The organism is Paraniabella hibiscisoli (genome assembly GCF_022512515.1).
GTDB classification, from domain to species: domain Bacteria; phylum Bacteroidota; class Bacteroidia; order Chitinophagales; family Chitinophagaceae; genus Niabella; species Niabella hibiscisoli.
The window spans coordinates 2,456,279-2,477,057 of record NZ_JAKWBK010000001.1 but is presented as its reverse complement, the minus strand read 5'-3'; the positions used below and the strand labels follow the sequence as shown (position 1 = coordinate 2,477,057).

14 protein-coding genes and 3 pseudogenes are annotated in these 20,779 nt (G+C 41.1%); 10 read left to right on the top strand and 7 right to left on the bottom strand.

Annotated elements, in window-relative coordinates; translation table 11 throughout:
* Positions 1–155: 155 nt before the first annotated feature.
* Genes MKP07_RS15680 through MKP07_RS15670 form a run of 3 tightly spaced genes read left to right on the top strand, consistent with a single transcriptional unit; the run spans position 156 to position 3,721 of the window.
* Positions 156–1,031, top strand: a complete 876-nt coding sequence (locus MKP07_RS15680; RefSeq protein WP_240848022.1) for a GLPGLI family protein — start codon at positions 156–158, stop codon at positions 1,029–1,031.
* A gap of 16 nt (positions 1,032–1,047) precedes the next feature.
* Positions 1,048–1,746, top strand: a complete 699-nt coding sequence (locus tag MKP07_RS15675) for a carboxypeptidase-like regulatory domain-containing protein (RefSeq protein WP_240848021.1) — start codon at positions 1,048–1,050, stop codon at positions 1,744–1,746.
* Positions 1,747–1,768: 22 nt separating this feature from the next.
* Positions 1,769–3,721 (top strand): hypothetical protein, encoded by a 1,953-nt coding sequence (locus MKP07_RS15670; protein ID WP_240848020.1) that lies wholly within the window; start codon positions 1,769–1,771, stop codon positions 3,719–3,721.
* Positions 3,722–3,960: 239 nt separating this feature from the next.
* Here MKP07_RS15670 and MKP07_RS15665 read toward each other — a convergent pair whose 3' ends face one another.
* Positions 3,961–4,626 carry a DUF6515 family protein gene (locus tag MKP07_RS15665; protein ID WP_240848019.1) on the bottom strand — a complete coding sequence of 222 codons (666 nt, stop codon included), beginning with the start codon at positions 4,624–4,626 and terminating at the stop codon, positions 3,961–3,963.
* Positions 4,627–5,031: 405 nt separating this feature from the next.
* Between MKP07_RS15665 and MKP07_RS38690 the strand changes: the two are divergent.
* The 6 genes and pseudogenes from MKP07_RS38690 (at position 5,032) to MKP07_RS15635 (ending at position 11,023) form a co-directional block, all read left to right on the top strand.
* Positions 5,032–5,864: pseudogene (locus MKP07_RS38690) on the top strand (M42 family peptidase).
* A complete protein-coding gene (locus MKP07_RS38685; RefSeq protein WP_317236024.1) occupies positions 5,843–6,151 on the top strand; it encodes a zinc-binding metallopeptidase family protein in 309 nt (102 codons plus the stop codon). Before MKP07_RS38690 ends, MKP07_RS38685 begins: the two are co-directional and overlap by 22 nt.
* A gap of 244 nt (positions 6,152–6,395) precedes the next feature.
* Entirely contained in the window at positions 6,396–7,361 is a 966-nt protein-coding gene (locus MKP07_RS15650; protein ID WP_240848017.1) for a TonB-dependent receptor, read from the top strand.
* 268 nt (positions 7,362–7,629) lie between these two features.
* Positions 7,630–8,550: a TonB-dependent receptor domain-containing protein gene (locus tag MKP07_RS15645; protein ID WP_240848016.1), complete on the top strand. Its 921-nt coding sequence runs from the start codon at positions 7,630–7,632 to the stop codon at positions 8,548–8,550.
* Positions 8,551–8,624: 74 nt separating this feature from the next.
* Positions 8,625–9,752, top strand: a complete 1,128-nt coding sequence (locus MKP07_RS15640) for a hypothetical protein (RefSeq protein ID WP_240848015.1) — start codon at positions 8,625–8,627, stop codon at positions 9,750–9,752.
* A gap of 227 nt (positions 9,753–9,979) precedes the next feature.
* Complete coding sequence (locus tag MKP07_RS15635; protein ID WP_240848014.1) at positions 9,980–11,023, top strand: zinc metalloprotease; 1,044 nt, start codon at positions 9,980–9,982, stop codon at positions 11,021–11,023.
* Positions 11,024–12,329: 1,306 nt separating this feature from the next.
* Here MKP07_RS15635 and MKP07_RS15630 read toward each other — a convergent pair.
* The 3 genes and pseudogenes from MKP07_RS15630 to MKP07_RS15620 form a co-directional block, all read right to left on the bottom strand.
* Positions 12,330–12,614: a hypothetical protein gene (locus tag MKP07_RS15630; protein WP_240848013.1), complete on the bottom strand. Its 285-nt coding sequence runs from the start codon at positions 12,612–12,614 to the stop codon at positions 12,330–12,332.
* Between the two features lie 26 nt (positions 12,615–12,640).
* Positions 12,641–14,278, bottom strand: a complete 1,638-nt coding sequence (rpsA, locus tag MKP07_RS15625) for a 30S ribosomal protein S1 (protein WP_240848012.1) — start codon at positions 14,276–14,278, stop codon at positions 12,641–12,643.
* Positions 14,279–14,396: 118 nt separating this feature from the next.
* Positions 14,397–15,490: pseudogene (locus MKP07_RS15620) on the bottom strand (DUF3810 domain-containing protein).
* A 516-nt stretch (positions 15,491–16,006) separates the two neighbouring features.
* Here MKP07_RS15620 and MKP07_RS15615 point away from each other — a divergent pair.
* Positions 16,007–17,842, top strand: coding sequence for a hypothetical protein (locus MKP07_RS15615; RefSeq protein ID WP_240848011.1), 1,836 nt, complete (start codon positions 16,007–16,009; stop codon positions 17,840–17,842).
* A 51-nt stretch (positions 17,843–17,893) separates the two neighbouring features.
* Here MKP07_RS15615 and MKP07_RS41210 read toward each other — a convergent pair whose 3' ends face one another.
* The 3 genes and pseudogenes from MKP07_RS41210 to MKP07_RS15600 form a co-directional block, all read right to left on the bottom strand.
* On the bottom strand, positions 17,894–18,853 hold the full coding sequence (locus tag MKP07_RS41210) for a phosphohexomutase domain-containing protein (protein ID WP_240848010.1): 960 nt from the start codon (positions 18,851–18,853) through the stop codon (positions 17,894–17,896).
* The gene (locus MKP07_RS15605; protein ID WP_240848009.1) at positions 18,811–19,617 is read right to left on the bottom strand and encodes a phosphohexomutase domain-containing protein; all 807 of its coding nucleotides are present in this window, start codon (positions 19,615–19,617) and stop codon (positions 18,811–18,813) included. Before MKP07_RS15605 ends, MKP07_RS41210 begins: the two co-directional genes overlap by 43 nt.
* A 116-nt stretch (positions 19,618–19,733) precedes the next feature.
* Positions 19,734–20,752 (bottom strand): annotated as a pseudogene (locus MKP07_RS15600) (LLM class flavin-dependent oxidoreductase).
* Positions 20,753–20,779: the final 27 nt, after the last annotated feature.

Genomic DNA, 20,779 nt, shown 5'->3' with positions numbered 1-20,779 from the left:
GCAGGCAACTGCGCCATTTTTTTTGGCATGCTCTTAAGTAAGAAGCCCAACAACAAATTGTAAATAGATTAAAAATTGATGAACCGGTTTTCTATAACTATAAATATTTTGACATTCAATAGATTTACGATACTTTCGTACGTAAATTTTCGTTCATGAAGACTTCAATTAAAAACTACCTGCTGCTCACTGCTTTATTCACTTGCTTTCAGGTTATTGGTGTTGCGCAAAATGAACCCGCACAGAGAGTTATTTACGACTTTAGTTTCCAGAGGGACACTAACGACGTTACGTTAAAAAGTAAAGACCAGTATGCATTGGATATTTTTAAGGACCATAGCAGGTTTGTAAGTTTCACCAAATTGAAAAGAGATATCTATATAGACAGCATGAAACAGGCCATAGAGACTCAGGGAGGCATTCAAAATGTCAAGAGTATCAATGTTAACTTTTCTGGTATGGGAGGTGGCAGTAGTTATGACATCTTCAAGTTCAATAACGGGAAAATAAGGTTTCAGCAAAAGTTTCTCAAAGATACCTACGGTTACGAAGAGGACTTAACAACACTTAACTGGACCATAACAGAAAACACCGAAAAGTATGGCCAATATAACTGCCAGCTGGCAAAAGTAAATTACGGAGGAAGAAACTGGAATGCTCTTTTTACTACGGACCTCCCCATTAACAACGGTCCATATAAGTTTTCTGGTCTTCCCGGTCTTATTGTAAAAATGTGGGATGACAAAAACCATTGTGTATTTGAACTAGCTGAAATTAAAACAATAAATGATGCAAATAGCAGCATACCTACTGCTGAGATCGTAGACAAAAAGGAGTTCAAAAAAGAAGAAAACGCCCGGGTTCAAATGAATGCGATGGCCTCAGGCATGGCGCCAAGAGGCGCAGATGCAGGTACTGTAACCAAAACAGTCTTTAAAGATCAAAACGGGAACGAGATAACGCTCGACCAGGCACAACGTAGAAGAGCTGAGGCCGAAAAGAAAAACAACAATCGCCTGGAACTGCAATAAACGCTAAAGATTTTTTATGATTAAATGGATGGCCTTGCTCATGAGCATGAGCATTACAAGTATGCTATGCGCGCAGGTTACTATTAGCGGTACGGTAAAAAATCAGTCCGGCACTCCGCTGATCAATGCCAGTATTATCATATCCCCTATCGGCAGCAATAAAGTGATCGCTTTTAAAATGACCGATAGCAAAGGGGCTTTTACGATCCTGCAGCAGTCGGGGCTTGATTCCATCCAGGTTAAGCTCAGTTTACTAAATCACGAAACCGAAATAAAAACCATCCCTAATCAAACCCGGGAAGTTCATTTCATCGCCAAAGAAAAAGCTACTGTTTTGGAAGAAGTCTTTGTGAAAGACCCGATGATGTTTCGAAAAGGTGATACCATTGTACACGATGTAGAACAATTCGCTAATAAAAACGACCGGTCATTGGCTGATGTTATCAAAAGAATGCCCGGACTCGAAATAGATGAAAGTGGGAAAATTAAATACCAGGGAAAGGATATCAACCAATTCACAGTTGAAGGAAAAGACCTGATGCAGGGACGCTATGGCATTATCCCCAATTCTATCCCTCACCAGGATGTAGGCAAGCTGGAGGTAGTAGAGAATAACCAGCCTATAAAAATGTTGAAGGATAAGATCCCCTCTGAAAATGCCGGCATTAATATCAAACTCAAAAAAATGTCACCTGGACCGGATCCGGTTCATTAGGCTTGGGGCTTTCTCCATTTTTATGGAACCTGAAACTAACGCCCATGTTGTTCTCAAAAAAAGACAGGCTTTATTCAATTTAAAATCCAACAATACCGGAGAAGACATCATCTCGGAAAATGGCAACTTTATTGGTCTGTCAGGTTTTATGGGGCAATCGCAGGAAAACAGTACCGGGGATTTTCTCAGGCCTTCATCGGTGAATCCTCCTGCATCGATTCCTCAAAGCAGGTATTGGTTCAATCAATCACATGCAGTGGGTGCTAACTTTCTCGAGGGTTTAAAAAAGGATTGGGAGGTCAAGGCCAATTTTTTATATACCTATCATGAATTGGATCTAAAAGGTTCGTCCAATACATCCATTACGAGTCTTAACCCCGATGGCACTGTTGTAAATACCCTCAACTATTCCAGAAAGAGCGACCTGAACGATCTCGCCCAAAAAGCAAAAGCAGCTTTATCTTTAAACAGGAACGCCAAAGCTAATTTCTTTAAAAACGACCTCAATTTCTCTATTGATAAAAGTAATAGCCGATCAACACTGGAGTTAGATGGCATCCCGGTTTATCAACGCACACACGCCAATGGTTTTTCCATACAGAATTCGCTGAGTACCCTGCTTCCGCTGAGCAAACAATCTAAACGCCTGGTTAGCCTCCAATCCTACATCAATTATATACATGATCCCGAATGGTACCAGGTAGATTCATTGAGAGCCCTGCAGTTCTCCGATGCTGCTATGCAATCGGCGCTATCGCTCAAACAGCTGAAACGTTCCAATAGTTTTAATACAACTAATACCGTTAGCATGGCTTTCAGTAAAAAAGATCTTACCATTGTTCCCTCTCTAAAGTTTTTATATGCTGATGAGTTATTAAATACCGATATTGAACTTACACAATCGGCCAACCTGGTGCAACCAATGCAAGTACCATGGCTGAACAGGCTAAGGCTAAACAATTTTAATACGCAGGCATCTGTTGGCCTCAACTTAAAAAGGGAGCGCTTTAGATTCTCCTTGAACCTGCCACTGTCAAATAATATTATTCATGTGAAAGACGAGGAGCATGTTTTTCAAAGAGACCTGAACAAATGGCTTTTTCAGCCTACCCTTTTTACGGAAGTAAGCGTTAAAAAATTCACTTTCTCTGCAACGGCGGCAAGAGTAAACCGTTTTAGTAGTTTAACCAATATATACCCGGGCTATGTGTTCAGCGCTCTAAACATCAATGCCTATCAATCGCCCATTGAGGAAGCCACATTTACAAGGGCCGGTAGTCGTATCGCCTATAAGAACCTGTTACTTAATATAGATGCAAATGCCGGTTACAATTACGCCTATAACAGCTCTAATATTATGCTATCGCGGCAGATTTCAGACAATGGCCAGCAGGTGTCTACAGCTATCCTCCAGGATAATTCAGGTAATACCCATGCGCTTTTTCTTAGTTTTAGTAAGTACATGAAAAAGGCCGCCACCAATATCGCCACGGGATATAGCTATACACGCTCGGCTACTATGAACCTGTTAAACAATAACCTGTTTACTGCCATCAACCACAATCAAAATGCCAGCCTCAGAATGGAGAACAGCTCTCTCAGCTGGCTGATCGCCAGTTACAATATTGCTTATGGATATTCAAAGCGGGTAGACAGGGGTACAGATAATTTAACCTATACACTTTTCCAGGCAACCAGGCTCAGCTTCTATCTCTCTGAAAAAGGATCGTTCAACATTTCAGGAGACTGGAACCAGTATACTATTGCAAAGCAGCAATTCAATAACCAGTTTGTGGACGCTTTTTACAGGCATACGGTGGGCAAACGTAAAATCGACCTGGAATTAAAATGGATGAATATTTTAAATACCAGGGAATACGAGCAAGTCATCATTAATACTATTCAAACCAATGTCACCCGTTTTGAGATTCGTCCTTCACAGGTATTACTGAGCGCAAGAATGAATTTAAGATAGACCAACATAGAAATTACTCACAGACTGCTGCAAAAAATAACCGCCCCTGACAGGAGGCGGTTACCATTAACAATAAAAACAATCAACGAATATTCACTTATTTTACATCTACCACTTCATACAGGGTAGTACTTTCTTCTTTTACTTCTTTATAATAAACACCGTTAGAGATACAAATAGTTTTTTACCATCCCTGTTTACCTCCTGGCTATCGCGTGGCAATTGTTCAAAACGGTCTCCTACTTCAGGGCGTACCGAATAAGCCTCCCCGGTTGAAGCGTTGCTTTGATTGCCGTTTTTACTACCGGCGCTTCCTGCCGGTTATCATTATAAACCCCATCCGGGTCTACGGGTTCGCTGTAGCTATCTTCATATTCTCTGTCATCACCTAACACACCATTTTTACCAGCGATTATATAGAATACGCGTCCATTTCTGTCGGTCTCTCTAGCATACAAAGTGCCATTCTTTTCATAATAATATTTACCCTCTATTTTACGAAGCTCAGCGCCAGCAGGAATTCTTAGCAAGGTAGCACCGATCGGGGCCTCGACTACCTCAAAACCTCCTTCCTGCAATTCGCGGAAATACATATCATTCCTGTAATAATAGGTAATCCCATTGATTTGTCTTTTCACAGCTCCGGGTGGCAACCCTCTTACCGAAGCTCCCGGGGGCGGAATAACTACACCCACATTGACACCAACCCTGGGACCCCATCCGTAACCTCGCATTATACGAGGTCCGTAAAAACCACCAAAAGCGCCGCCAATGCCCACCGAAACCATTGGCCGGCTACGATAAACAGGGTAATGCCTGTAAATTCGTCCACGCTGAGCCTGCGCAACATTATCTATTAAAAATAAAGCAACTGCAAAAATCAGGGGTAATAAAAATCGCTTCATTTGATACTTCTTTTTTGTTTGACGATTGTTTTCATAAAAAAGCTGCCTGCCTTATCTTATTTTTTGTTAAAGAATTACTCCCTATCGAGCATAGTGAGCAGAACAGTACATAGGATGGTTAGAACGGCGAATCAACAATTTTGTTTCTAAACAGGATATATCGCCGCAATGCAGTTCCCTGCGACTAACAAAGTGGTATGACTTCTATTAATTATACATCACTGCGCGGCTGTGGTCAAAAAGTAAAGCAGCGTAGCTCCAATATATTAGTAACATAATCATCATACAGGCAGTAAAGCTGTATCGCAGCGATATATAAATGACTGGAGCCTCCACCCGGTGAGGATTGTATATATTAAAATCTTTTGTTCGTTTTTATATACATTTGAATCTAATAATTTCCTTATGGCTAAAGCAAAGAATACAAAGAAAAAAGCAGAAAAAGGCAGCTCCGTGATTACTCCCGAGTCTATGACCTTTTTAAAAGATTATATCAATAATGCGTCTCCCGTGGGTTTCGAAACCTGGGGGCAAAAGCTCTGGTTGAAATACCTGGCGCCTTATATAGACGAGCAGTTTGTAGACTCCTATGGTACCGCTGTGGGCATTATCAACCCGGGCCAACCCTTTAAAGTGGTGATTGAAGCGCATGCGGATGAGATCAGCTGGTTTGTAAACTATGTAACCGACAATGGCCTGATCTTCCTGAAACGGAATGGAGGTGTGGATCACCAGATCGCTCCGGGATTGCGGGTGAACGTGCATGGAAAAAAGGAATTGTAAAGGGCGTTTTTGGCTGGCCTGCTATCCATACCCGTATTGGAAAGGAAAGCGAAACACAACCCAAGGTAGAAAATGTATGTATTGATTGTGGAGTAAGAAGCAAAAAGGAAGTGGAAGAGCTGGGCGTACATGTGGGAGCTGTGGTTACTTACCAGGATGGCTTTGATGAGCTCGCTAATGATTTTTATGTAGGTCGTGCATTTGATAACCGTATTGGCGGTTTTATGATTGCTGAAGTAGCCCGTCTCCTAAAAGAAAACAAGAAAAAACTTCCTTATAGTTTATATGTGGTGAATGCCGTACAGGAAGAAATTGGCCTGAGAGGAGCTGAAATGATCGCCCGCCGGATCAAACCAGATGTGGCTATTGTAACCGATGTGACGCACGATACAGGTCATTTTATGATCAACAAGCGGATTGAGGGTGATGTAGCCTGCAGCAAGGGCCCTCTTTAGCTTACGGACCAGCGATACATAATAAATTACTGGCTTTTGTAGAAAAAGTGGCGGAGGACAACAAGATACCGGTACAATGGCGGGCCTTAAGCCGGAGCACGGGCACGGACACCGATTCTTTTGCTTATGCCAATGATGGTTGTCCATCGGTTTTAATATCAATGCCATTACGTTATATGCACACAACAGTGGAAATGATCCACAAAGATGATATTGAAAGCACTATTAAACTGATGTATGAAACGCTTTTGGAGTTAACGCCGAAAACAAATCTGAGTTATTTGTAAAAAATTTACTGGTAAAGTCTTTTTCAACCTGTCAAATAATTGACAGGTTTTTTTGTTTTTATATAAATGCTCGTTTCCAACGTTAAAAAATTGTTACCTCGCAAGCAATGCTCTCTTGAAAATCCTCTAATCTTGATGTTAATCAATATTAAAATATGTTAAAGCCTGGTTACAATTTGTTAACATAAGCCGCCAAAATGTTAAAATTTATTGCTTTTCTTTGCGGCTTAAAACTATTTTTTCTATGCTAAAGAAAATCTTCTTTTTTATTGCATTGGCATTTCTGTCAGCTGCAATAGTACAGGCACAGGTAACCACCAGTAGTATTACTGGCGTTATCAAGGGCGACAAAGATCAACTTTTAAGTGGTGCCACCGTTAAAGCTACCCACGTTCCTAGCGGTACAGTTTATAGCGGAGTTGCGTCATCCAGCGGCGTAATCAATATGCAGGGTCTTAGACCGGGTGGTCCTTACACCATTGAAGTAAGTTATGCGGGTTTACCTTCTAAAACCTTAACTGACATTAATATTAATTTAGGTGAAGCTTTCACACTTAATGAGCAGCTTACCAGTGCTACACTTGAGGGCGTTGTGGTAACTGCAAGTGCAGGTGGTACTACAAATCGTGATAAGACCGGAGCGAGCACCAATATTTCGACCCGTCAACTAACTCAGTTACCTACAATATCCAGAAGTATTACAGACTTCACCAAATTAACCCCACAATCGAACGGAAACTCATTTGCCGGTCGTGATGGTCGCTATAATAATGTTCAGGTTGACGGAGCTAACTTTAATAATGGCTTTGGCCTTAACGATGATCCATTGCCTGGTGGTGGCGGTTTATCACTAGACGCTATTGAGCAAATCCAGGTAAACATTGCTCCTTATGATGTAAGACAAGGAGGTTTTACCGGAGCTGGAATTAATGCCATTACCCGTAGCGGAACCAACAGATTCGTAGGTTCTGCTTATCATTACTGGCGCAATGAGGGTTTGCTGGGCCGCAAGGTTAACGGTGATCCTGTAAGTGGACTTCAACCTAGTTCTACTAAAACTTATGGCTTCCGCTTAGGTGGTCCGATTATTAAAAATAAACTATTCTTCTTTGTTAATGCCGAACGGATTGATATGGAGGGACCCGATGCGGTGCTACCAATTTATGGAGGGCATCGGACAATGGATCGTCTGATCAGGGGAATAATATAAGCCGAGTAACACGCACTGACCTTGAGGCCGTGAAAAATCACCTGATTAATCGCTGGGGATACGATCCTGGTAGATATGAGGGTTATGCTAACGGTAAATCACAAGTAACATCATTGTTGGCTAGAATTGACTGGAATATTAACGACAGACATAAACTGGCATTACGATATAATGCTACTAAAAGTGATAAGCCAAGTTTAGTGAGTTTAAACTCTGGGCTAACCCCCGCACCAACTTTGACAACTATGCGCGTGTTGGTGTGAACTCAATGGCATTTGAAAATACGATGTATTTTCAGGAGAATACTGTAAAATCGATCACCGCTGAACTTAATAGTAAATTATCTCAAAATGTATCTAACCAGTTTTTAGTTACTTTCAGTAAAATAAACAGCGATAGAACATCGAATAGTTCTGAATTTCCAATGATCGATATTGGTGATGGTTTAACAACAGTAGCTTCCGGCGTTTTCCAAAACTACATTACTGCAGGTTATGAGTTGTTTTCTTATAATAATAGCGTTATAAATGACAATTTAAACATATTTAATAACGTTAGCTACACTACCGGTAAACACGCATTTACATTTGGAGGTAGCTTTGAAATGCAAAAATTCGGGAATAGCTACCAAAGATCTGGTACCTCCTATTATAGATATGCGTCTGTTGCCGATTTCCTTAAAACGGGGACTCCGGAAGAGGTAGCTCCTATCCAATATGGTTTAACTTATGTTTATCCAGGAATGGATCCTTATGCGAAAGTAACTTATTTCCTTCCTGCATTATATGCACAGGATAATATCACGTTAAGTGATAGGTTTAGTATTACAGTTGGACTTAGAGCAGAGATGCCTAAATTCAAGAATGACTTGACAGCTAACCCCGTTGTTGACACCTTGAGACTGCTCAATGCAAATGGAGATATCACTAGTTATGGCTCAGCTGAATGGCCTAAAACAAGAATAATGTTATCCCCGCGTGTTGGTTTCGTTGGGATGTTTTTGGCAACAAGGACTTCATTGTTCGCGGTGGTACTGGTATTTTCGCTGGTCGTGTTCCTTTCGTATGGCTTACCAATCAACCTACCAATACTGGGGTTATCCAGAACCAAATTGAGCCAGGTAGCTATGCAGCATCTGCACCATGGATCAAAGACATCCGTTTTAATCCGGAAAAATACTACTGGCTAAATAATACCCCTGCAAGCGCTCAGAATGTATTTATTAAAGGGCCTTCTAATGGAGTTCCTGGAACATTAGCCTTAGTGTCATCAGACTTTAAAATGCCCCAAATTTTCCGCACAAGCTTAGGTTTCGATAAACGTATTGCGACGTCTCCGTTTACCGTATCCGCTGACATCCTTTATACCAAAGACATGCAAGGTGTTTATCAATTTGGTGCGAACAGGAAAGACGCTACCCAAAAAATGTATGACGGAAGAGACTACTATGCGAACGCTGCAGCATATACGTTCAACTCACTGCTAGGAGGTAACTCAGGTAGCGTATTAAGTAATACTACAATGGGACATTCGTTCAACTTTACAGTTGGTGTAAATATGGCACCCAAAAAAGGCTTCTTTGGCTCCTTGTTTTACAGCCATACTACAGCAAAAACAACAACAGATAACCAAGGATCAAATGCAAGCTCTGCCTGGGGTGCTACTCCAAACATAAACAACCCTAACGACTTGTTCCTTGCTTCATCAATAGATGCATTGCCACATCGTGTTGTGGGTACAATTTCATATAGAAAAGAATACTTCAATCACTTAGCAACTACTGTTTCTTTATATTACAATGGTGCTAGTCAGGGACGTTATAGCTTTACCTATAATGGAGATGTAAATGGTGATGCAATAGCCGGAGATCTTTTGTTTATTCCGAATAATGGGTCAGATGTAAACTTTGTTGCAAATACTGTTAGTTACACGGAAAATAAAGTAACTAAAACAAGAACATTTACGCCCGAAGAGCAAAAAGCTGCCTTTGAACAGCTAATTGCTAATACAGCTTACTTAAACGACAACAGAGGTAAAATAGCAGAAAGAAACGGTGTATTAATGCCTTGGTTAAACAGGTTTGATGCCAAGCTTCTTCAGGATCTGTTTACTAATATCGGAAAAAACAGAAATACCTTACAGTTTAGTTTAGACATTGTTAATTTCGGCAACATGTTAAACTCCAATTGGGGCATCCAAAAAGTAAGAACCGCCAATACAAATACTCCTCTGTCAGTGGCAACACGCGGAGAGAATCCTACATTCCGGATGAATGTGTTCACACCAAGTGGTGCAGTAGTTCCAGAATTACCAACTACAATGTATCAAGATGTGAGAACAGTTGGAACAACGTGGAGCATGCAAATCGGATTAAGATACCTATTCAATTAAGAGAATTTTTCAACAGTAGAAAAACCGGCCTCGTGCCGGTTTTTTTATTACGTTATTGTTACCAAATATAATTAAACGCATATTTATTTATATATTGCTGTCTAACATTATAAAAAATATAAAAACTAATCTACGAGAAAGCTAACAAATTCTGTAAATAATCAATCGCTATAACTTGATAATTCTATATGGATTATCTGTTCTCACACCAAACAAAACAATAACTTATGCAACGCAAAATTATTAATTTTTTATTGCTGTTCTGTGCAGCAGCTTTCATCTCATCTTGTAAAAAAGACCTAAACAATGACTATCAAAATCACCAAGAATACTATACGTTAGAAGCTTTTGCAAAACAAATAGGCGTGCATCCAAATAGCATTAAAGAATTTAAAGATTTTTTTGTGGTGGGAGGTGATATGGTATTTAATAAAAGAGATTTTCAAAAAACAAGTTTAAGACAAGTTGTTGTAGGACAAACTGCATCATCAAATGTATTTGGTCCGATCAGTTTAGAGAACCAAAGAGATATAAATATATATATAGATACAGTAGCACGGTACTTACCAGCTTCGTATACATCCAAGTTCGTATATTCCCTTTGGGCAGCTATTGAAAACTTCAATACGCTTATTCCAAATTCATATATAAGAATGACTCAAGTGCTTGATAGCAATTTGGCGGACATTAAAATACATCTTGTAGATGGGCTACCAGCTCCTTTTACCTATTCGGATGGTTATACGCTCTATCCTGTGAATGGTAAACCTGGAAGTGATATGTGGCTAGATTTAAACAAAGCTCATGACAACTATTATCCTACCGTTGCTGGACTTACTTGCTTAACAACCCACGAACTTGGACATGCAATAGGTTTATTCCACACAAACGAAATTCCCAATGACCCTAATCAAATTGGAACCTTCCTAAAACAAATTCCAGGAACCCCAGGCTTCGCATCATTCTCCAACCCCAATCCAGATCAATACTCCTTTATCATCTCACCAGGCTTTTCAATTCCAGAATGGACTGAAAGCACAAGCGAACCGACCGGGAATGGGTTCAGTGAATACGACAAAATTGCAATCGAGTATCTTTATCCAGCAATGTATGCAAAAGTGAGAAAGGTTTTGACTAACACTCATTATTACAATCAAGGCTATTATGAATTGCAATTATTCGACCTCTATATTGAGTTTTTGCGGATCCTGGATGCACAATACCTAGAACGACCCACATCCCGGAAACTGTTACTGTTAAAACAACAATAACTGAAAATAGTAGCTCTCCCACATATATTGGTTACACAAACCATACTATTCCTCCTGGTGTTTCATCATATAAAATAGGTTCTGATATAACAAATTATATTAGTTGGGATTCAGGTTACCAACCAGAAAGCTTTTTATATGATTCATACGCTCTACACTCTACTCCGAGAGGAATACGGGCAATAAATTGATAATAATTTCGAATTATAGAAGTGACTTTTCTCATAAAAAAACCGGCCTCGCGCCGGTTTTTTTATTTCCCGGTTGCGTTCGCAGTTCGTCACGTCTTATATAAAAACACATTTATGAAAACCATGCTGCTTTTAACAACGCTTACGCTGCTTCTAAGCTCCTGCAAAAAAGACAATATCAACACAAGCAAATTTTATGGTACCTGGTAAATAAGATCTGCTAACTTTTTTCCGGAACCTCTTATTAATTATCCGGCGGGCAATGGCAATTATATAGAATTACAACCCCAGGGAACATTAAATCGCTACGAAAACAAAAAACTCACATCTTCAGAAACGTTTACGATCACCAAAAAGGAGATCAAGGAATGCAGATGGAATACGAACGGCTACCTGGCTATAGAATATAGTTCAGGGAACTATGAACAAATACGCTTAAACAATGATACGCTTAGAATATCTACACCGCCCTGTTGGGAGGATGGCGGCACCGCAACTTATGTGCGTGTTAAAAAGTAATTTTATCCGAACCGGTTAACACCATTTTTATTGTTATCCATTTTGTGAACAGTTATACCCCAATCGACTTTATATACATCCACACGGGTGTTTTATAAGTTTGCTGTAGTAGCAATACGCATCGCTGGCGTAGCCAACAATATAAATGTGGCAGACTAACCTCTATCTGGCAACGCGTAACCAGGTTTAAAAGGTATCCTATCTACACTAACCTATATGTTACTGGTCGAAATGTTTCCTACATATATCCTAAGCTATATGTAGCCGCTATAGGAGAGTTTGCAATCTTGCCGGAATGTAACCGTGATCAAAGGCGGGTAAACAATCGCAACGGGAGGCTACTTGATATGGCCCAGCCTGTTATTTGCATCAACATATTTCTTAAAAACGGTAGCAGGCGTAGGATGTATGGCCTTGCGCGTAAAGCAACTCATTGCCCGTCTTTTGTATTGCGTAGTTTAAGTACGCCATTTGAGTCAAGAGTGAAATTACCTTATCATTAGTATCCTATACATCGGCTAATACTTCCGTAATAACTATCTCAACAAAAAATGCCCTGGAGTTTTCCAGGGCATTACTATTAAAAAGAAAAATGATTATGCTTTTTCTTCGCTGTCAGATGCAGATTTTGCATTTGCTTCCTGATCCATTTTCTTTTTCAGATCAGCCAATACACCTAAATCACCCAAAGTAGCTTTTTCAACTTTGCTTTGAATGGTTTTCACCGCTTTCTTGGTTTTTTCAGCTTCTGCACGTTCTGCTTTCTTAACGCCTTCACGCTCTGTGTACTGCTCCTGCTCCCATACGCGTGCATGAGATACAACAATACGTTTTTCATTGCGATCGAACTCGATTACAGTAAACTCTGCAGTCTCATCCAAACCTAAAGATTTGCCATCTTTCGTGTTCAGGTGACGATTAGAGCAAAACCTTCTAAGCCGTAAGGCAATTGAATGGTAGCTCCTTTGTCATCTTTACGGGTAATGGTTCCTTCATGTACAGTGCCGATAGCAAATGTATCCTGAAGGGTGTTCCAGGGATCTTCTTCCAGTTGTTTGTGGCCTAACTGAAGTTTGCGGTTTTCTTTGTCGATACCTAAGATCATAACATCGATTTTCTCGCCTACTTTAGTGTACTCGCCCGGATGGTTGAAACGTTTTAACCAGCTTAAGTCGCTGATGTGGATCATACCGCCAATACCTTGCGCCAGCTCAACGAATACACCATAGTTAGTGATGTTTTTCACTTCGCCTTCGTGCTTGGTACCTTCAGCAAACCTGCTTTCGATATCGTTCCATGGGTCTTCTGTCAATTGCTTGATAGAAAGGCTCATTTTGCGGGTATCTTTATCTAAAGTAACAATCTTCGCTTCGTGCTCGTCGCCCAATTTGAAGAAGTCTTTAGCATTGATCGGAGTGTTAGCCCATGTAATTTCACTTACGTGTACCAAACCTTCAACACCAGGATAGATCTCTAAGAATGCACCGTAATCTTCGATATTAACTACTTTACCTTTTACTGTGTTACCTTCAGAAATATCTGCTGGTAATACATCCCAAGGATGCGGCGTTAATTGTTTTAAACCAAGGCTGATACGTTTTTTCTCGTCGTCGAAATCCAACACCACCACGTTCAGTTTCTGATCCATTTTCAACACCTCGTTCGGGTGAGAAATACGTCCCCATGAAATATCTGTGATATACAGTAAGCCGTCTAAGCCGCCCAGGTCCATAAATGCACCAAAGTCGGTGATGTTTTTAACGGTACCTTCCAATACCTGACCTTTTTCCAGTTTACCGATGATCTCAGCACGTTGAGCTTCCATATCGCTTTCGATAAGCGCTTTATGAGAAACAACCGCATTCTTAATGGTTTCGTTGATCTTAACCACTTTGAATTCCATTGTTTTGCCAACAAACTGATCGTAATCTGTAACAGGCTTAACATCAATTTGAGAACCTGGCAGGAAGGTTTCCATACCAAATACATCAACGATCAAACCACCTTTAGTTTTAGAAGTAACCAGACCGGTAACCACTTCACCTGTTTTGTTAACCTCAACAATTTTTTCCCATGCACGGGTAGTGCGGGCTTGTTTGCGGCTCAGGTTCAAATGACCATCCCTGTCTTCTTTCTCAACGATCATCACTTCTACCTCATCGCCAATTTTCAGGCCCTGGATATCGCGAAACTCGTTTAAAGAAATAAGGCCATCACTTTTAAAACCAATGTTTAATACAACATCAGTATTAGTAAGACCTACAACAGTACCGTTTACTAACTCTCCATCATTTAACTGGATGAAAGTGTTGTCGTAAACCTTGTCATACTTTTCTTTTTCCTCTTTAGAATAAGAAGAAACATTACGTTTGTCTACGCTCCAATCGAAATCGTCGTGCGCAGTTTCCACCACCTCAGCTACAGGAGCTTTGGCAGGTGCCTCAACAGGTGCGTTTGTTGTCGCTGCAGAAGCTTCCTCTACCGGCTCGGTAGCACCCGCGTTCTCCTGTGCATCAGCGTTTAATTGTTTAAAATAAAAATTCATAAAAAATCCGAAGGGTTTAAAATTCGGACTGCAAAGGTACGAAGAATTTAAGATTTATGATTCATGATTTGAATACGCGATTATCGATTGATAATCAATGCACTAACAGTCTATACAATCAAATGGCTTCTTTCCCATACTTCTTATAATAAGCGATCAGCCAGGTTACCACTTCGTTGTAAGATCTTCGCCCCTTGGGCTGGTTGTTGGCTTTTAGAAAAAAACTGTACATTTTATCGATATAGGGCTCAATAGGGTTTTGGTATTTTTTATAGAATTTGATATAGGCTGCAATGTCTTTTTTACCTGCACATGTAAGGCGGTGTCATAGCTTTTAGCTTTTACAGAGTCCGCAAAAGACAGTTCACGAATAGCATAATGGTACATATCAAAATACACCGAGTAATTAAAATTAACCGAAGGATGTAAACGGCAGGCGAGAAATCCTACAAAATTCGCTTCGCTTTCTTTTGCATAGCCCAGCTGATGCGCTATCTCATGCGATGCCACAAAAGGTTCAACCGAAAGCGGAACAGTGGTATTCACCTGTGCTTCACCGGTAAATGGATTGTAATATCCCTGAAAGCCGAGGTAATTACCAAGATAACTAAATAAGGAAGGTTTTACAGAATAGCCCTTGTGTGAAAGAAAAGGATACCGGGTTGCAGCTATTTTATAAAGCAGGGAAGCATTAAAGAAAAGATTGCGCTTCGTTTTGAACGAGTCTCTCATAGCAGGAGTAAGCATCCGTGCATTATGATCCAGCTTTTTGCTAAGTAAGCCTACAAGCGTATCTAAATCGGCGGTAGTGTACTCCCGCTCCTGGAGCTGCAATTGGCTGGCAATGCCCTGCCTGGAGTAATTGAGTCCCCATAAGCCGTAAAATAACACATAGATCCAAAGTATTAAAAAAACGGTTTTCCGTATCAACCGATAGCCGTATTGCCTGGTAAATTGCTTTTGTTTTACCCGTCTTATCAGCCGGGTAATATGGTAAATTGCAAATACTATTACAGCGATATACAGTATATCACCTATGCTAAACGGTATCCATCCCAGCAAAAACCTCAATATTGTAGCAACGACGGGGTAAACGCTATAGGTATAGTATTGCTCCACCCACTCAGGGTTAACAGAAACCAGTTTAATAATAACAGCCAGTAAAACAACTGTTATCCAACCTACCCGTTTCTTAAAATTTGATACACCCATATTCAATTTCAAAAATAAACAATTGATGATCAATGCCTTGATCGCGATCTTAAATTTTGATCACCTCTTTTCAAATGTTTTCCACATTTAGTGCATCTGTCCGGAGGGACGGGAAAAATACCTAATTTAGTTGCTCTTTTATAAGATACATTCGCCTTGTAAACATTTTAATAATTAAAACCTATAAATCACGCGCGATGAAAGCCAGATTAATTAGCATGTTGAAATCTATATTTACTTCCTGCATTCATGTGGTAAAAAGACTTTTTCCCGGAAAAGAAGAGTGACACTAAGAAATGAATTTTTCGATTATTACGCAATGTATCATTTGTCGTAACCAGTCTATACATTTCTGCCTTCCGGTTTCACTGGTTATTCAGCTCCTACAAGGCTACGGATATGAATTAACATAAATATTTGTTTTATTTAATATACTTTTGCGCCCTTTTCGCACTTGTATAATAAATTCTAAACAAAGTCTATGATTTCTGTACCCTTTAGAGCGATGCTCTATGCATGGCTGTTTTTTGCTCCGCTGATAGCATACAGTCAAAAAAACCTGCTAACTTCATACTAGGTTCTTACCCTGCCACCACACCAGGCACCAGTTATGCCATTGCAGGCTTCGGCAATGATTATGCCACGGGCACAACTTTCACTTTAAATTATGGTAGAATTAATGCCACAACGGTAGGCCTTAACAGGGTTGTTAAGTTATTTAATGTGGAGGGAGAGTCTTATACTTTTACCAAAGCGGTACCAGGGGCCAGGCCTTTTAATTCGGTATTTGTAAGAAGAAGTAATACGGATGTAAAAACAACCTCCCTGTTTGAAACGGGCAGCAGAACGGGTAATACCGTAAATCTGGCCCCCGACTATTCAAGCACCATGGAAGACCTCATCAATAGCTATGTCATTAACAGGGGCACGGATAATGTTTTTATTAATACCGGTGGAAATACCACCAACAATATTGAACGCTTTGACCTGATACTCGCCAACCCGGTTGATGTAAGCCGGTACAATCCGAATACCTCAGGATTTCTCTTAATGGAAAGAAATGGTAATGATATTTTTAAAGTATCTGCCATTACCGGTTTCAATAGTGCCGGCAATACGGTAACTGCCTTAAACACCCCCGCTACCGTTAACATTGCCAACTGGGGATCTACCGGCTATTCTTTCGAATCGGTGGTAATGCAACGCAGGGTAACAGGAACAACAACAGACACCGATCTAAAGCCCAGTCAAACTATTGCTGCACAAAATATATCCGGCGTATTTGTTACGTTGGCGCAATTGGGCATTACATCGGGAACGCTTTATGGCGTTAGCTTCTTTGGAGGAGACGTAAGCTTAACTAATACCCAGTTATTAACCATCAGCAACTACCCTACCAACACAGCTGAAACAGGCAACTTCGGCATAGACTTTATGGCAGGCGGCGGCTTTTTCACAAGGGCTGTTTTAATACAGGGAACGGTTTGGAATGATGCCAATAACAATGCCATCCGGGGAACCGGGGAAAACGGTATCGCCAATGATCTCTGGGCAAACCTGGTGAGTCCGTCGGGGGCTGTAGTAAGTTCCCTAAAAGTAAATGCTAATGGTACTTATACCACCTACGTAGCCAGCAATAGCGTAGTTACCGGAGAGTATAAAGTAATACTCACCAACAGCGAAAAGTATGAGGGCGCAACACTTTCAGCCGCAGACAATCCGCTAAATGGCTATAACTATACCGGCGTAAATGTAGGCGGCGTGGCCAACACATCCAACAAAACGGGTATTATCAACCTGGGCCAGATCTACCGGCCTCTTTACGATGATATTGCAGACGTTTCTGGTATTGACTTCGGCATCCGCAATCCGGCTTTGCCTATTACACTGGGTGGATTTAATGCGATCCTTTCGGCCAATCAGCTTTCAGTAACATGGACCACGACTATGGAGAAAAGCAATCTTCAATTTGATATAGAAGCGTCTGCAGATGGCAACCAGTTTACAAAAATCGGCACGGTTCATTCAAAGGCAGTGAATGGCGATTCAGACAAAAGCCTCGACTATGAATTTATCCTTGACCTGGATGCGCATCCTCTAGCCTTTGCCTGGGGCAGCCTTGCCCTTGCCGGCGCTTTGTTACTGTCTGTAAGAAAACAAAAGATCGCAAGTGTTTTGTTTCTAACGGGAGTCATGGCCTTTTGCGGTATATCATGTACCAAACAGGATGGTTCTGTTGACGGTAAGGAAACAAAAGTCTTCATCAGGCTTAAGCAGATTAATAAGGACGGAACTTTTGAGTATAGCAAAACAATCCAGGCTGTAAAAAATAATCCAACACCAACAATATAAAAGCCGCCCCGGATCGCTGATCCGGGGCGGCTTTCTTTACGATACGGCTTTCTAACCCAGCTTCATATCTTTAATGATCGCCTGGATCTTCTCATCCAGCTTCGCATTTACTTCATCAAACTGATCGGCGCTGGCCAGGTTTTCCTTCACACTAAAATAAAATTTGATCTTAGGTTCGGTGCCGCTGGGACGGGCAGAGATCAGGGAACCATCTTCTGTTATAAACTGCAGCACATTAGAGCGTGGCAGATCAATTGGCGTCACGTCGCGTGTTTGTACATTCGTAGATAACCCGTTATCATAATCCAACACTTTCGTCACCTTTGAGCCATTAATGGTTTGCGGCGGGTTATTGCGATACTCCTGCATCATAGCTGCGATCTGCTGCTGGCCATCCATCCCTTTTTTGGTAATAGAGATCAGGTCTTCTTTATAGAATCCATAGCTGATGTACAGTTCTACCAGCTTATCAAATAAGGTCTTGCCTTTTTCTTTTTCGTAAGCCGCCATTTCGCATAATAAAGCTACAGCGCTAACTGCGTCCTTGTCTCTTATTTTATCTCCGATCATCAATCCAAAGCTCTCCTCTCCTCCAACTACATAGTTTTCTTTCCCCTCCTTCAGCCTGATCATTTCGGCAATCCACTTAAAACCCGTTAATACCCTATAACAAGTAACACCATTGCCCCTGGCCAGGTCATCGACCATACCCGTTGTTACAATAGTGGTAATGATCATATCATTATCCTGCGAAATACCTTTTTCCTTCCTGGCTTCCAGCAGGTAATTAAATGCCAGCACAGCAGTTTGATTACCGTTCATCAGCACCCACTCACCCTTATTATTTTTGATACCAATTCCCACGCGGTCAGCGTCCGGATCTGTTCCTAATAAAATATCGGCATCCAGTTCTTTGGCCTTTTGCAAACCAATGCTCATGGTCTCTTTTTCCTCAGGGTTAGGATAGGCTACCGTGGGAAAATTACCGTCGGGTGTTTTCTGTTGATCCACATATATACATTTCTGAAACCAAATGCCTCCAGTACCTGCGGCACCAGCATAATACCCGTGCCATGTATGGGCGTGTAAACAATTTTCAGGTCGCTCTGCTTCTCAATCACTTCCGGATACACACTCAAGCCCTTTACCATCCCGATGTATTTTTCATCCAGGTCTTTTCCAATCAGTGTAATATTCGTTTCACCTCCGCTCCATTTTACATCATCTACCGACTGGATCTTTTCTACTTCTTTTATTACATTTTTATCGTGCGGTGGCACCAATTGCCCTCCATCATTCCAATACGCTTTATAGCCGTTATACTCTTTCGGATTGTGAGAAGCGGTACATACCACACCGCCCTGGCACTCCAGGGTTCTTATGGCAAACGACAGCTCCGGCGTTGGCCTAAGGCTCTCGAACAAAAAGACTTTGATACCATTGGCGGCAAAAACATTGGCTGTTGTTTCCGCAAAAAAGCGGCTGTTATTGCGGCTGTCATGAGCAATCGCTACCCGCACTTCTCCGGGAAAGGATTGTTTTAAATAATTAGCATAACCCTGCGTAGCCATACCTACCGTATACTTGTTCATACGATTGGTGCCTACTCCCATTACCCCGCGGAGGCCCCCGGTACCAAATTCAAGATTTTGATAGAAAGAATCAGCTAGTTCGTTAGTATTTTCAGCCTGCAATCGTTGAATCGCCTTTTTCGTTTCTTCATCATAATTGCCCTGCAACCATTGATCTACTTTTTGTTGAATTGCATTATCCATAAAAGTTTATTTAGGGCCTGAAGATACTAATTTAGGTGTACCCACAGCATGCACGTCCCAACTTTTGTGAGATAGTATAGAATGCGCTGAAATCAACGCTGTTAAATAGAAAAAACTTAGTTGTTGCCTTTCATTATTTCAGTGAAAAGTTTAAAAGAATGTTCCTTTTTAGATTGATCAAAAATCTGGGTTATGGTCATAATTTCCTGTATGCCGGTATTTTCTACAAAAGTTTTCAAGTCTTTCTCAATGCGGTTTTTATCCCCGATAAATGCATGCGAAAGCATATGCTTTACGCCATACTCCTGCTCCGGTGTCCATAAATCGGATAATCCTGCCGGATCAAAGGGTGGCATTAAAGGTTCTCTTGAATTGGTAAAAATACCCAGGAACATTTTATACATGGAGGTGGAGAGAAAAGCGGCTTCTTCATTGGAATCAGCTGCGATCACATTAACACAAGCCATAGCGTAAGGCTTATCCAGCACATCAGAGGGTCTGAAATATTCTTTATAAATAGCAAAAGCCTGCATCATGTGAGTAGGCGCAAAATGAGCAGCAAATGCGTAAGGCAAGCCCATCTGCGCAGCCAGGTAAGCACTGTCGGTACTGGAACCCAGCACCCAAATAGGAACAGTTACTCCTTCTCCGGGTAATGCCCGCACTTTAGCATGCGCATTTTCCGTACTAAAATAGAGCTGCAGCTGTTCAATATTTTTTGAAAATCGTAAGGTATATTCAAAGGACTGTTGCGTATCGTCATCGCAGTCAACCCGTCGGTTCCCGGCGCGCGGCCCAGTCCAAGGTCAATTCTGTCGGGATATAAAGAACCCAATGTACCAAACTGTTCTGCTATGATCAAGGGAGAATGGTTCGGCAGCATAACACCTCCGGAACCTACACGTATAGTATTCGTACCGCCTGCTACATAGCCAATCAAAACTGAAGTGGCGGCACTGGCAACACTTTCCATATTATGATGCTCGGAAAACCAGTAGCGGTTATAACCCTGTTCTTCTACAAACCTTGCGGTCTGCAGGCTTCTTGCAAAAGTATCCTGTAAAGAGTCCCCCTGGCATACGGTGGCCAGGTCCAGCACCGAATATTTCAGTCCCTTGAAAACGCTATCGCTCATTTTTGTTGCTTATGTATTGTATAAACA

Coding starts and splice junctions, on each gene's coding strand:
- MKP07_RS15680 (WP_240848022.1), top strand. CDS start 156: ATGAAGACTTCAATTAAAAACTACCTGCTGCTCACTGCTTTATTCACT.
- MKP07_RS15675 (WP_240848021.1), top strand. CDS start 1,048: ATGATTAAATGGATGGCCTTGCTCATGAGCATGAGCATTACAAGTATG.
- MKP07_RS15670 (WP_240848020.1), top strand. CDS start 1,769: ATGGAACCTGAAACTAACGCCCATGTTGTTCTCAAAAAAAGACAGGCT.
- MKP07_RS15665 (WP_240848019.1), bottom strand. CDS start 4,626: ATGAAGCGATTTTTATTACCCCTGATTTTTGCAGTTGCTTTATTTTTA.
- MKP07_RS15650 (WP_240848017.1), top strand. CDS start 6,396: ATGCTAAAGAAAATCTTCTTTTTTATTGCATTGGCATTTCTGTCAGCT.
- MKP07_RS15645 (WP_240848016.1), top strand. CDS start 7,630: ATGGCATTTGAAAATACGATGTATTTTCAGGAGAATACTGTAAAATCG.
- MKP07_RS15635 (WP_240848014.1), top strand. CDS start 9,980: ATGCAACGCAAAATTATTAATTTTTTATTGCTGTTCTGTGCAGCAGCT.
- rpsA (WP_240848012.1), bottom strand. CDS start 14,278: ATGAATTTTTATTTTAAACAATTAAACGCTGATGCACAGGAGAACGCG.
- MKP07_RS15615 (WP_240848011.1), top strand. CDS start 16,007: ATGGCTGTTTTTTGCTCCGCTGATAGCATACAGTCAAAAAAACCTGCT.
- MKP07_RS15605 (WP_240848009.1), bottom strand. CDS start 19,617: ATGGATAATGCAATTCAACAAAAAGTAGATCAATGGTTGCAGGGCAAT.